At 65.3% G+C, this 14,520-nt stretch carries 6 protein-coding genes; 5 read left to right on the plus strand and 1 reads right to left on the minus strand.

Annotated elements, in window-relative coordinates; translation table 11 throughout:
• The first annotated feature begins 6 nt into the window (after positions 1 to 6).
• The 5 genes from CRM90_RS11470 to CRM90_RS11495 all read left to right on the plus strand — a co-directional run bounded on the left by CRM90_RS11470 (position 7) and on the right by CRM90_RS11495 (position 12,962).
• Entirely contained in the window at positions 7 to 1,029 is a 1,023-nt protein-coding gene (locus CRM90_RS11470) for an ABC transporter ATP-binding protein (protein ID WP_102807093.1), read from the plus strand.
• Positions 1,030 to 1,361: 332 nt separating this feature from the next.
• Complete coding sequence (locus CRM90_RS11480; RefSeq protein WP_142391360.1) at positions 1,362 to 4,289, plus strand: lipocalin family protein; 2,928 nt, start codon at positions 1,362 to 1,364, stop codon at positions 4,287 to 4,289.
• A gap of 383 nt (positions 4,290 to 4,672) precedes the next feature.
• The gene (rpoB, locus tag CRM90_RS11485) at positions 4,673 to 8,161 is read left to right on the plus strand and encodes a DNA-directed RNA polymerase subunit beta (protein WP_370509322.1); all 3,489 of its coding nucleotides are present in this window, start codon (positions 4,673 to 4,675) and stop codon (positions 8,159 to 8,161) included.
• Between the two features lie 37 nt (positions 8,162 to 8,198).
• Positions 8,199 to 12,155, plus strand: a complete 3,957-nt coding sequence (locus CRM90_RS11490) for a DNA-directed RNA polymerase subunit beta' (protein ID WP_102807097.1) — start codon at positions 8,199 to 8,201, stop codon at positions 12,153 to 12,155.
• Positions 12,156 to 12,314: 159 nt separating this feature from the next.
• Positions 12,315 to 12,962, plus strand: a complete 648-nt coding sequence (locus CRM90_RS11495) for a dihydrofolate reductase family protein (RefSeq protein WP_102807098.1) — start codon at positions 12,315 to 12,317, stop codon at positions 12,960 to 12,962.
• A gap of 1,159 nt (positions 12,963 to 14,121) precedes the next feature.
• On the opposite strand, the gene CRM90_RS11500 is transcribed toward CRM90_RS11495, so the two are convergent.
• Complete coding sequence (locus CRM90_RS11500; protein WP_102807099.1) at positions 14,122 to 14,517, minus strand: hypothetical protein; 396 nt, start codon at positions 14,515 to 14,517, stop codon at positions 14,122 to 14,124.
• Positions 14,518 to 14,520: the final 3 nt, after the last annotated feature.

The raw sequence follows: 14,520 nt of genomic DNA on the forward strand, positions 1-14,520 counted from the left end.
TCTGGCGTGGGTATTGCTATTCAGGTCGAGGGGCTGACTAAGTCATTCGGTTCCCAGCGAATTTGGGAAGACGTCACCCTCGATATCCCCGCCGGTGAGGTCAGCGTGCTGCTGGGCCCGTCGGGTACCGGTAAATCCGTGTTCTTGAAGTCGTTGATCGGTCTGCTGCGCCCCGAGCGCGGCAAGATCATCGTCGACGGCACCAACATCATCGAGTGCTCGGCCAAGGAGCTCTACGAGATCCGCACGCTGTTCGGCGTCATGTTCCAGGACGGCGCGCTGTTCGGCTCGATGAACCTCTTCGACAACACCGCCTTCCCGCTTCGTGAGCACACGAAGAAGAAGGAAAGCGAAATCCGCCAGATCGTCATGGAAAAGCTCGACATGGTCGGCTTGGGTGGCGACGAGAACAAGTTCCCCGGTGAGATCTCCGGCGGCATGCGCAAGCGTGCCGGCCTGGCCCGCTCACTGGTGCTCGACCCGCAGATCATCCTCTGCGACGAGCCCGACTCCGGTCTGGACCCGGTCCGCACCGCGTACCTGAGCCAGCTGCTGATCGACATCAACGCTCAGATCGACGCCACGATCCTGATCGTGACGCACAACATCAACATCGCCCGTACGGTTCCCGACAACATCGGCATGCTGTTCCGCAAGCACCTGGTCATGTTCGGTCCCCGCGAGGTGCTGCTGACCAGTGACGAGCCGGTGGTGCGTCAGTTCCTCAACGGTCGCCGTATCGGCCCGATCGGCATGTCGGAGGAGAAGGACGAGTCGACGATGGCCGAGGAGCAGGCCTTGGTCGATGCCGGTCACCACGACGGCGGTGTCGAGGAAATCGAGGGCGTGCCGCCGCAGCTGACGGTCACCCCGGGCATCCCGGAACGCGACGCCGTTCGACGCCGCCAGGAGCGGGTGCGCCAGATCCTGCACACCCTGCCCCCGGCCGCCCAGGAGGCCATCCGCGATGACCTCGACGGCACCCACAAGCTGCCCAGCCATACCTTCGCCGGCGAAGAGGGCAACTGACCTGAGCTAACTATCAGCGAAAGGCCCCAACCGAAATCGGTTGGGGCCTTTCGCTTTTCGGGTGAGAATCCGGATCCGCACGTTCGACTGCGGCGCTCGCAGGAAATGACGCTTTGGCCAATTCGCATTATTGCGGCGATTTGCTGGGTTAGCGTTTGGCCCGATCGCGCAGGAGGAGGCGACTAGGTGCTACGCGACCGTCGGGTTTGGTGGGCTCGATCGCCGCCTGACGAATCGATGACATCCCGGCCCGCGGATGGGATTTCGATCCCGAAATGGGCTGGCACTGAGTAGCTTTTGCCGGATCGTCAATTTGGGGAGGCGGGTCAGCGATGACGCAACGTCAGGTCTTGTTGGGCACCGGCGCGATGGTGGTGGGGTTGGGTGCGGCCCTGCTGTCCGGCTCCGCGGTGGCCCATGCCGACAACGGCGACAGCTCCGGTTCGAAAGCGTCGTCGAAGGCGTCGTCCTCGGCTGCGGGCAAGTCCACCGGCGCGAGCAAGCGGACGTCCACGCCGTCGTCGGCCACGCGCACCGCGCGCTCGTCTCTCGCCGCCCAGAAAGCCGGCCCCACGGCTGCCGCCACATCCGCGCCGACGACCGTCACCGCCGGCGTCGCCACCTCACGTCGCGCCGGGATGCGATCGCTGGCCGCGGCACCCTCGGCACCGGCATCCGATCTTCTGGCCAGCGCGGCGCTCAGCGTGCTCGCCAACCTGGGGGCGGTGCCGCGCACCACCATCCCCGCCGCCACGACCGCGCCGAGCGCTCCGGTGAGCACAGCGACCACGCTGCCGGTGGCACCGACCAACGGCGTGACCGGTGTGCTTGTCGGTCACTCCCGGCTGGACCTGCCCGGGGCATTCATCGGTAAGACCGTCGCCGCCGATTGGTACTTCCCGACCCAGGCCGACGGCAGCGTCGACGCCCAGGGCGTCATCTGGCTCCAGCACGGCTTCGGGGCCACCAACACCTTCTACTCGGCGCTGGCCAAGGACTTGGCGCAGCAGACCAACAGCATCGTGGTGGCGCCGACCCTGTCCTCTATTCCGATGACATTCTCGGGCGGCTGCCTCACCTGCGTGGTCACCGAACAGGACGCGGCGGCTCTGCTCGGACCGAACCGCGCCACCCTGCTGAGCAGCGCCACCGCGGCCGGCTTCACCGGGGCGGCACTCCCGGAGCGCTTCCTCCTGGCCGGCCACTCGGCAGGGGGCGGCTTCGCCACCGCCGTCGCCGACGACTATCTGGACGGCGCCGACGCCCAGTACGACCCGTCCGATCTGGTGGGCGTGCTGATGTTCGACGGCGTGTCCAACGGCGCGCTGACCGGATCCTTCGCCAGCCAGGTCGCCGACCTGGCCGCCGCGGGCAAGCCGATCTACCAGATCGCCGCACCGGCGCAGAGCTGGAACCTGTTCGGCGCGACCACCAATGTCCTGGCGGCGACCCTTCCCGACACGTTCATCGGCGTGGTCCTGCAGAACGGCTCGCACGTCGACTCCATGCTGGGGGTCAACCCACTGTTCAACGTGGTGCTGCAGTTGGTGACCAAGCGGGTGCCCGCCGGAAACACCGCGGCCGTCTACACCCTGAGCAACGGCTGGATCAACGACATGTACGCCGGGGCGACCCCCGAGGCCCCGCAGTACGGCTTCTATCCGGCGGCCAACCAGCAGATCATCATGGGACCGACCGCCGCGGTCGGGCTGCCCGCCGCGGAGGCCAACCAACTGGGACCGGTCGACAAGCTCGTCAAAGGGTTGGTCGACACGGTCGCCAGACTTTTCGGCGCCCAGCTGCCTGCGCCGGTCAACAGCGGTGACAACGGGCAGAACCCCGACAATCCCGTCGTCTCGGTCGGCAACGGCGTCACCGGAGTCCGGTTCGGGTCGTCGGTGCTGAACATCCCGTGCGGCCCGAACGGCTACGCCGCCCCGGCCAACTGGTACTTCCCGACGCAGGCCGACGGCACCGTCGCAGCCAACGGGGTGATCTGGCTTCAGCACGGGTTCCTCGGCTTCAACGACTGGTACGGCACCGCGGCCCAGCAGTTGGCCCAGGAGACCAACAGCATCGTGGTGGTGCCGGACATCTTCTGGTTCAACACCCCGCTGTGCCCGGGCTGCTACCTGGGCGGCGCGGAGATGCGCGAGGCGGTCGCCGGCATGTTCCAGGGCAGCCGCTCGGCGCTGAACATCAGCGCCAACGCTGCCGGTCTCAGCGGCACCCTGCCGGAGAAGTTCCTGCTCACCGGCCATTCCGCCGGCGGCAATTTCGCCACCGCGGTCGGCGCGCTGATCACCCAGACCGACCAGGTGGACAACCTGCTCGGCGTGGTGATGTTCGACGGCGTCTCGCGCGACCCGTTGTTCACCGACTCGCTGACCGCCCTGGCCGGTGCCGGTATCCCGGACTACCAGATCGCCGCGCCGCCGCAGCGCTGGAACGCCTACGGGGTGGCCACCGAATTGATGCAGGCGTTCTACGGCAACCAGTTCTACGGCGTGCAGATCGACAACGGCTCACACACCGACGTCATCGCCGGCAACAACCCCTTCGGGCTGCTCGGCGAGCTGCTCAGCACCATCATCGTCAAGCCGTCCCCGCCCGGCGGCAAGACGGCGGTACGAACGTTCGCGTCGGGCTGGATCAATGACATCTATGCGGGCAAGGGTCCGACCGATCCGGTCTACGGCATCTACGGCAGCCCCAACGACGGCACGTACGTCCCCAACCAGCCGATCGTGATGGGCCAGGCCGGGGCGGCCACCCTGCCGGCGCCGCCGCCGGTCGACGTCACCCAGTACGCCAACGGTCAGCCCTGGTACGAGCAGGGCAGTGTGAAGCTGCCGTTCGCCTGGGGGCTGGTCAACACCAAAGCGGTGTATACCCTGAACACCGACGGCTCGGTCGGGGTGCAGAACTCCGGCAACTACATCGGACCCAACGGCCCGGCGAGCCAGATCACCGGAACCGCGGTCTCGGTCAACGCCGGCGTGAACACGCGTCTGGACGTCGCCTTCTTCAACCAGACGCCGAACACCGCCGAACCCGGGAACTACTGGATCCTCGACTACGACCCCAGCTATCAATGGGTGATCGTCAGCGATCCGACCGGATTCTCCGGCTACATCCTCACCCGGGACCAGAGCGTCCCGAGCGACGAGTACAGCGCGCTGGTGACCCGGGCCCGGCAACTCGGGGTGTGGGGACCGATCACCCGGACGCGGCAGTACCCGTCGACGGTGAGCGTCTGAGGCGGTCCAACCGGCAATTTTCCACACCAAACGCCGCGTTATCCCTTGACGGAAAGGCGCAAACGGGTCAGTCTGTTCCCAGCATGTGTGCATGGGTAGCTAGATCGCCAGCCAGCGCCAGCCCGCCCGGCATGAGCTTGTTGAGGAATGCGCCGTCTTCCGCTATTGTTGGACGTTGCGCTGGCTGCCTCCTGCCCACCTCAACCTGCACCTGACAAACCGGTCCTCAAGTCTGAGTCACGACGTTCCAGCTCGAGACCTGTTTCATGTCGCGTGCGTCCCGGGGAAAGGCCGGGCCTCGAGTAGGCCAGCCGAACCGACGCAGATATCGCGACCTCCCGGATGCTTCCGGTCTGTCGCATTAGGTGCTGGAAGGATGCATCTTGGCAGTCTCTAGCCAGAGCAAAACGACTACTACTTCTAACTCCGTTCCCGGAGCACCAAAACGAATTTCATTCGCGAAGCTGCGCGAGCCGCTAGAAGTACCCGGCCTGCTCGACGTCCAAACGGAGTCGTTCGAGTGGCTGATCGGCTCGCCGCGCTGGCGTGCGATCGCGGAGGCGCGCGGTGACGTCAACCCGGTGGGTGGCCTCGAAGAGGTCCTGACCGAGCTGTCGCCGATCGAGGACTTCTCCGGCTCGATGTCGCTGAGCTTCTCCGACCCGCGTTTCGACGAGGTCAAGGCTCCGGTCGACGAGTGTAAAGACAAGGACATGACGTACGCGGCCCCGCTGTTCGTCACGGCCGAGTTCATCAACAACAACACCGGCGAGATCAAGAGCCAGACGGTCTTCATGGGCGACTTCCCGATGATGACCGAGAAGGGCACCTTCATCATCAACGGCACCGAGCGTGTCGTGGTGAGCCAGCTGGTCCGTTCGCCGGGTGTGTACTTCGACGACAGCATCGATAAGTCCACCGAGAAGACGCTGCACAGCGTCAAGGTGATCCCCGGCCGCGGTGCGTGGTTGGAATTCGACGTCGACAAGCGCGACACCGTGGGTGTGCGCATCGACCGCAAGCGCCGCCAGCCGGTCACCGTGCTACTCAAGGCGCTCGGGTGGACCAACGAGCAGATCCGGGAGCGCTTCGGCTTCTCCGAGATCATGATGTCGACGCTGGAGAAGGACAACACCGCAGGCACCGACGAGGCGCTGCTGGACATCTACCGGAAGCTGCGCCCGGGCGAACCGCCGACCAAGGAGTCGGCGCAGACCCTGCTGGAGAACCTGTTCTTCAAGGACAAGCGCTACGACCTGGCCCGGGTGGGTCGCTACAAGGTCAACAAGAAGCTGGGCCTCAACGCGGGCCAGCCGATCACCAGCTCGACGCTGACCGAAGAGGACATCGTCGCGACCATCGAGTACCTGGTGCGCCTGCACGAGGGCCAGACCACGATGACCGCTCCCGGCGGCGTCGAGGTCCCGGTCGAGGTCGACGACATCGATCACTTCGGCAACCGTCGCCTGCGCACCGTCGGCGAGCTGATCCAGAACCAGATCCGGGTCGGCCTGTCCCGCATGGAGCGTGTCGTCCGCGAGCGGATGACCACTCAGGACGTCGAGGCGATCACGCCGCAGACCCTGATCAACATCCGTCCCGTCGTGGCGGCGATCAAGGAGTTCTTCGGCACCAGCCAGCTGTCGCAGTTCATGGACCAGAACAACCCGCTGTCGGGTCTGACCCACAAGCGCCGCCTGTCGGCGCTGGGCCCGGGTGGTCTGTCCCGTGAGCGCGCCGGCCTCGAGGTCCGCGACGTGCACTCCAGCCACTACGGCCGGATGTGCCCGATCGAGACTCCTGAGGGTCCGAACATCGGTCTGATCGGCTCGCTGTCGGTGTACGCCCGGGTGAACCCGTTCGGCTTCATCGAGACGCCCTACCGCAAGGTCGAGGGCGGCAAGGTCACCGACGAGATCCACTACCTGACCGCCGACGAGGAGGACCGCCACGTCGTGGCGCAGGCCAACTCGCCGACCGACGGCGACGGCCGCTTCACCGAGAGCAAGGTGCTGGTCCGCCGTAAGGGCGGCGAGGTCGAGTACGTCGACGCCACCGAGGTCGACTTCATGGACGTCTCGCCGCGCCAGATGGTGTCGGTCGCGACGGCGATGATCCCGTTCCTCGAGCACGACGACGCCAACCGTGCCCTGATGGGTGCCAACATGCAGCGCCAGGCGGTTCCGCTGGTGCGTAGCGAGGCACCGCTGGTGGGTACCGGCATGGAGCTGCGTGCGGCCATCGACGCCGGCGACGTCATCGTCACCGACAAGGCCGGTGTGGTCGAGGAGGTCTCCGCCGACTACATCACCGTGATGGCCGACGACGGCACCCGGCACACCTACCGGATGCGCAAGTTCGCCCGCTCCAACCACGGCACCTGCGCCAACCAGCGTCCGATCGTGGACGCCGGGCAGCGCGTCGAGTCGGGCCAGGTGCTCGCCGACGGTCCGTGCACCGAGAACGGTGAGATGGCGCTGGGCAAGAACCTGCTCGTCGCCGTCATGCCGTGGGAGGGCCACAACTACGAGGACGCGATCATCCTCTCCAACCGTCTGGTTGAGGAGGACGTGCTCACCTCGATTCACATCGAAGAGCACGAGATCGATGCCCGCGACACCAAGCTGGGCGCCGAGGAGATCACCCGGGACATCCCGAACGTCTCCGACGAGGTGCTGGCCGATCTCGACGAGCGCGGCATCATCCGCATCGGCGCCGAGGTCCGCGACGGCGACATCCTGGTCGGCAAGGTCACCCCGAAGGGTGAGACCGAGCTGACCCCGGAGGAGCGGCTGCTCCGCGCGATCTTCGGTGAGAAGGCGCGCGAGGTCCGCGACACGTCGCTGAAGGTGCCGCACGGTGAGTCCGGCAAGGTCATCGGCATCCGGGTGTTCTCCCGCGAGGACGATGACGAGCTGCCCGCCGGCGTCAACGAGCTGGTCCGCGTCTACGTGGCCCAGAAGCGCAAGATCTCCGACGGCGACAAGCTCGCCGGACGCCACGGCAACAAGGGCGTCATCGGCAAGATCCTGCCCGTCGAGGACATGCCGTTCCTTCCGGACGGCACCCCGGTGGACATCATCCTGAACACCCACGGTGTGCCGCGCCGGATGAACATCGGCCAGATCCTGGAGACCCACCTCGGGTGGGTGGCCAAGGCCGGCTGGAACATCGATGTGGTCGGCGGGACGCCCGAATGGGCTGCCAACCTGCCGCAGGACATGCTCGCGTCGGAGCCGAACAGCATCGTCTCGACGCCGGTGTTCGACGGTGCTCGTGAAGAGGAGCTGCAGGGTCTGCTGAGCTCGACGCTGCCCAACCGTGACGGCGAGGTTCTCGTCAACGGTGACGGCAAGGCTGTGCTGTACGACGGCCGCAGCGGCGAACCGTTCCCGTACCCGGTGACGGTCGGCTACATGTACATCCTCAAGCTGCACCACCTGGTGGATGACAAGATCCACGCCCGCTCGACCGGTCCGTACTCGATGATCACCCAGCAGCCGCTCGGTGGTAAGGCGCAGTTCGGTGGTCAGCGGTTCGGTGAGATGGAGTGCTGGGCCATGCAGGCCTACGGCGCGGCGTACACGCTGCAGGAGCTCTTGACCATCAAGTCCGACGACACCGTCGGCCGGGTCAAGGTCTACGAGGCGATCGTCAAGGGCGAGAACATCCCCGAGCCGGGCATTCCGGAGTCGTTCAAGGTGCTGCTCAAGGAGCTGCAGTCGCTGTGCTTGAACGTTGAGGTGCTGTCTTCGGACGGCGCGGCAATCGAGATGCGTGACGGTGACGACGAGGACTTGGAGCGGGCTGCCGCGAACCTCGGAATCAACCTGTCCCGCAATGAATCTGCGTCCGTCGAGGATTTGGCCTAATTAGTATTTCTAGTCCCGAAAGGGGAAAGGGAGTTACGTGCTAGACGTCAACTTCTTCGATGAACTCCGGATCGGTCTTGCGACCGCGGACGACATCCGCACCTGGTCCTTCGGTGAGGTCAAGAAGCCGGAGACCATCAACTACCGCACGCTCAAGCCAGAGAAGGACGGCCTGTTCTGCGAGAAGATCTTCGGACCGACTCGCGACTGGGAGTGCTACTGCGGTAAGTACAAGCGCGTCCGCTTCAAGGGCATCATCTGCGAGCGCTGCGGCGTCGAGGTCACTCGCGCCAAGGTGCGCCGCGAGCGGATGGGCCACATCGAGCTGGCCGCACCGGTCACGCACATCTGGTACTTCAAGGGCGTTCCGTCGCGCTTGGGCTATCTGCTGGACTTGGCGCCGAAGGATCTCGAGAAGATCATCTACTTCGCCGCCTACGTGATCACCGCGGTCGACGACGAGATGCGCCACAACGAGCTCTCCACTCTCGAAGCCGAGATGGAGGTGGAGAAGAAGGCTGTCGCCGATCAGCGTGACTCCGATCTGGAGGCCCGCGCCCAGAAGCTCGAAGCCGACCTGGCCGAGCTCGAGGCCGAGGGTGCCAAGTCCGACGTGCGCCGCAAGGTGCGCGACGGTGGCGAGCGCGAGATGCGTCAGCTGCGCGACCGGGCCCAGCGTGAGCTGGACCGGCTCGACGAGATCTGGACGACCTTCACCAAGCTGGCCGTCAAGCAGCTCATCGTCGACGAGAACCTGTACCGCGAGCTGGTCGACCGCTACGGCGAGTACTTCCAGGGCTCGATGGGTGCGGAGTCGATCCAGAAGCTCATCGAGACCTTCGACATCGACGCCGAGGCCGAGAGCCTGCGCGACACCATCCGTAACGGCAAGGGGCAGAAGAAGCTTCGCGCCCTCAAGCGCCTGAAGGTGGTCGCCGCGTTCCAGCAGTCGGGCAACTCGCCGATGGGCATGGTCCTCGACGCGGTGCCGGTGATTCCGCCGGAGCTGCGCCCGATGGTCCAGCTCGACGGTGGCCGCTTCGCGACCTCCGACCTCAACGATCTGTACCGCCGCGTGATCAACCGCAACAACCGGTTGAAGCGACTGATCGACCTCGGGGCTCCCGAGATCATCGTCAACAACGAGAAGCGGATGCTGCAGGAGTCGGTCGACGCGCTGTTCGACAACGGCCGTCGCGGCCGGCCCGTCACCGGGCCGGGCAACCGTCCGCTGAAGTCGCTGTCCGATCTGCTCAAGGGCAAGCAGGGCCGGTTCCGTCAGAACCTGCTCGGTAAGCGCGTCGACTACTCGGGCCGTTCGGTCATCGTGGTCGGTCCGCAGCTCAAGCTGCACCAGTGCGGTCTGCCGAAGCTGATGGCTCTCGAGCTGTTCAAGCCGTTCGTGATGAAGCGTCTGGTCGATCTCAACCACGCGCAGAACATCAAGAGCGCCAAGCGGATGGTGGAGCGTCAGCGTCCCCAGGTGTGGGATGTCCTCGAAGAGGTCATCGCCGAGCATCCGGTGCTGCTGAACCGTGCACCCACGCTGCACCGCCTCGGTATCCAGGCCTTCGAGCCGCAGCTGGTGGAGGGTAAGGCCATCCAGCTGCACCCGCTGGTCTGTGAGGCGTTCAACGCCGACTTCGACGGCGACCAGATGGCGGTTCACCTGCCGCTGAGCGCCGAGGCGCAGGCCGAGGCCCGCATCCTGATGCTGTCGAGCAACAACATCCTGTCCCCGGCGTCGGGCAAGCCGCTGGCCATGCCGCGTCTGGACATGGTCACCGGGCTGTACTTCCTGACCACGCTGGTTGCCGGCGAAAAGGGTGAGTACACCGCTGCCGCCAAGGATGCGCCGGAGACCGGTGTGTACAGCTCGCCGGCCGAGGCGATCATGGCGATGGACCGTGGTGCACTGTCGGTTCGCGCTCAGATCAAGGTGCGCCTGACGCAGCTGCGTCCGCCGCACGAGGTCGAGAACGAGCTGTTCGGCGAGAACGGCTGGCGCCCGGGCAATGCCTGGACCGCCGAGACCACGCTGGGCCGGGTGCTCTTCAATGAGCTTCTGCCGCAGGGGTATCCGTTCGTCAACGAGCAGATGCACAAGAAGGTCCAGGCCCGGATCATCAACGATCTGGCCGAGCGCTACCCGATGATCGTGGTCGCGCAGACCGTCGACAAGCTCAAGGATGCCGGTTTCCACTGGGCCACCCGTTCGGGTGTGACGGTGTCGATGGCGGACGTCATCGTGCCGCCGGAGAAGCAGGAGATCCTCGAGCGTTACGAGGCCGAAGCCGACGGGATCGAGAAGAAGTACCAGCGCGGCGCGCTCAACAAGCAGGAGCGCAACGACGCTCTTGTCGAGCTGTGGAAGGAAGCCACCGAAGAGGTCGGTAACGCGTTGCGGGCGCACTACCCCAACGACAACCCGATCATCACGATCGTGGATTCCGGTGCGACGGGTAACTTCACCCAGACTCGGACGCTGGCCGGCATGAAGGGTCTGGTGACCAACCCGAAGGGTGAGTTCATCCCGCGGCCGATCAAGTCCTCGTTCCGCGAGGGCCTGACGGTGCTGGAGTACTTCATCAACACCCACGGCGCCCGAAAGGGTCTGGCGGACACCGCACTTCGTACCGCCGACTCGGGTTACCTGACCCGTCGTCTGGTGGACGTCAGCCAGGACGTGATCGTGCGTGAGCACGACTGCGGTACCGAGCGCGGCATCCTGGTCGACCTGGCCGAGCTCCAGGCCGACGGCAGCCTGATCCGGGATCCGCACGTCGAGACCTCGGCGTACGCCCGCACGCTGGCCGCGGACGCGGTCGACGAGAAGGGCAACGTCGTCGTCACGGCCGGGCACGATCTCGGCGATCCGGCGATCGACGCCCTGCTGGAGGCCGGCATCACCTCGGTCAAGGTCCGCTCGGTGCTCACCTGCACCAGCGCCTCGGGTGTGTGCGCGATGTGTTACGGCCGTTCGATGGCCACCGGCAAGCTGGTGGACATCGGCGAGGCCGTCGGCATCGTGGCCGCGCAGTCCATCGGTGAGCCCGGCACTCAGCTGACCATGCGCACCTTCCACCAGGGTGGTGTCACCGGTGGCGCCGACATCGTCGGCGGTCTGCCCCGCGTGCAGGAGCTGTTCGAGGCGCGTATTCCGCGGAACCGCGCACCGATCGCCGATGTCGCCGGTCGGGTCCAGCTGGAGGAGACCGACAAGTTCTACAAGATCACCATCGTTCCCGACGACGGGAGCGAGGAGGTCGTGTACGACAAGCTCTCCAAGCGTCAGCGGTTGAAGGTGTTCAAGCACGACGACGGTTCCGAGCGACTGCTGGTCAACGGTGACCATGTCGAGGTGGGCCAGCAGCTCCTCGAGGGCTCGGCCGACCCGCACGAGGTGCTGCGGATCGAGGGCCCGCGCAAGGTGCAGATCCACCTTGTCAAGGAAGTCCAGGAGGTCTACCGGGCGCAGGGCGTGTCGATCCACGACAAGCACATCGAGGTCATCGTCCGGCAGATGCTGCGGCGCGTCACGATCATCGATTCGGGCGCAACGGAGTTCCTGCCCGGCTCGCTGACCGAGCGCGGCGAGTTCGAGTCGGAGAACCGGCGTGTCGTTGCCGAGGGCGCCGAGCCCGCGGCCGGCCGTCCGGTGCTGATGGGTATCACCAAGGCGTCGCTGGCCACCGATTCGTGGCTGTCGGCGGCGTCGTTCCAGGAGACCACTCGCGTGCTGACCGATGCGGCGATCAACTGCCGCAGCGACAAGCTGCAGGGTCTGAAGGAGAACGTGATCATCGGCAAGCTGATCCCGGCCGGTACCGGTATCAACCGCTACCGCAACATCCAGGTGCAGCCGACCGAGGAAGCCCGCGCTGCGGCGTACACGATCCCGTCCTACGAGGATCAGTACTACAGCCCGGACTTCGGCCAGGCCACCGGTGCCGCGGTGCCGTTGGACGATTACGGCTACTCGGATTACCGGTAGGACTACCGCTAGCTGATCAAGGAAAAGCCCCCGCTTCGGCGGGGGCTTTTTCTATTGCCGAACGTAACGCCAGGGCGGGTTTCGGCGGCGAATGTGACCCTGGCGTTACGCTCGGCCACCGCGCGATGAGTTCGGGGGGCCGCCGGAGTCCACACACACGTGACGCAACTACTCAGAGTCCACAACTTCATGCTGTCGCGCGACGGTTTCGGCGCGGGCCTCAACCAGTGTTTCGAGCGGCCTTTCGGCGACGCCGATCAGCCCGCTCTGTTCGCCTGGGTGGGTGCGACGGCCAGCTGGGTGGGCCGGCGCGACCCGGGCGGTACTCGCGGACTCGACGACTACTTCACCCGTGACTATTACAACAACATCGGCGCGGAGATCATGGGCCGCAACAAGTTCAATCCCTACCGCGGCGCATGGGAGGACCACCCCGAGTGGCAGGGCTGGTGGGGCGAGGAGCCACCGTTCCACACGCCGGTGTTCGTCATGACCCACCATGAACGGCCGTCGCTGACGTTGGGGGAGACGACGTTTCACTTCGTCTGCGACAGCCCGGCGCGCGTCGCGGAGCAGGCGAAGGCGGCCGCCGGCGGCAAGGACGTGAGGCTCGGCGGGGGTGCGACGACGGTTCGGCAGTTTCTCGACGCCGGCTTGGTGGACACGCTGCACGTGGCGGTCGCCGACCTGACGATCGGCGCCGGATCGCGACTGTGGGAGTCGCCCGACGAGCTCGACGACCGGTTCCACCACGAGGTTGTCCCCAGCCCGAGTGGGGTCACCCATCACCTGTTCTGGCGGCGATGACGGCTGTGCGCGGCGGGGTTCATTCAGCCGAGTATCCCGACGTATCCGGGGAACACCGCCGACGCTGATCAAGCGACAGCGCGCAACTTCGACGCTGTCGTGCCGAGAAGTTGATCGCCGCCGCTGGGTCAGAGCGGCAAATCTGCGCCAACCCGTGGGGGATGCGACGTGGCAAAGACTTCTCGGCGATGTTAACAACGCAAATACAGTCTGTAGCAAGGCTGACGGAGCGTCCCGCGAGATTACCGCCCGCCAATGCGGTCCGATTCGACTGCCCCGGTCCTCAAGGAGCGTCCCGCACAACTCCTCAGGCCGGGCTGTGGGCTTGAGCTGGTTAAGGGCTGCCCGAACCGGGTGAGCGCGGTCACCGACCAGTCGATCGTGACTTGTGCGCGAACGTTGAACCGTCGCTGAGCAGCCAAAACATAAGTCGAGTCATGGTAGCGAGTGATCCTGGGTGTTCCATGGGCGATGGCTGGGAGGGCTCACGGAGCTGGTGGCGGGAATTTGCCGCACCCGCCTCAGTGACTCAAACCACACTGGCCAGGCCTTCATAGAGTACGGCACTACCTATTTGCCTCATGCGTCAATAAGTCGACCTATGGAAGCGTTCTACCGACGTTCTGTAAGTTTGCTAGAAGACGCCGTCGCTGACGGTTCGGCATTTTGCAGCTGAGGTCCGTGCGATGCCGTGCGTCACAAGTCGCACGCGATCCCGCGAGAGACGGGTCGATAAAAGACAGCTAATTAGCGTCGCGAAGGAAAATTTTGACGGACCAGACAGATATGCTTTGACGTGCTGTAACTCGTCAGATGAACAGCAGAGGCTATGTTCGGTGCGGCGGTGCGGCGGTGGGGCCGACTGATGGGCGCCTCGCCAGCTGGGACCGTTGTCATCGCAAGGTGTGACTTTGACTACTGCGACATTATTTGCGGCGCGGCGGCGCACATCGTGCTAACTTTGCTGCGGCCTGTCGACAACAGGCAAATTCCTATGGTGAACAGGGAACTGGTTAAGGGGCAACACCGAACGTGTTTAAACATCGCAAGCACAACGTCAGCGAGCCGAAGAAGTCGACTCGCGAGTCAGCACTGAATGGTTGGGGGTTCTAATGGGACAACATCGAGCGGTCCGTCAGTCGGACATCGCATCGTCTGCTTACGTGGGTCGCGTTGGCGCGCTGGCGGTGGCGCTAGGCATCGGTGCTGCGATTGCGTGCATGCCTTCGGTCGCGTACGCGGATACGACAGGTTCGGCAGGTTCGACGGGCGGAGCTAGTTCCTCGTCTGGCGCGTCGAAGTCGCAGGGATCGTCAGGGCGGCGATCGTCGTCGACTGGCTCCTCGACCTCGAAGGGTTCGAAGTCTTCGCCGAGCAGCGCTAGCGGGTCGACGGGGCGGACTTCGGCGCCATCGACGTCGAGCGCGTCGGAGCCTGACAAGACTTCTTCGAGTGGCAGCACGAGTGTGGCCGAGACCCCGACATCGGGAGGCTCGAACTCGTCGAGTAGCGACTCTGCACCGGTCAGCGCCGTTGAGTCTGTTGCGGCGGTCACTCC

This window comes from Mycobacterium sp. ENV421 (genome assembly GCF_002887815.1).
Classification (GTDB): Bacteria; Actinomycetota; Actinomycetes; order Mycobacteriales; family Mycobacteriaceae; genus Mycobacterium.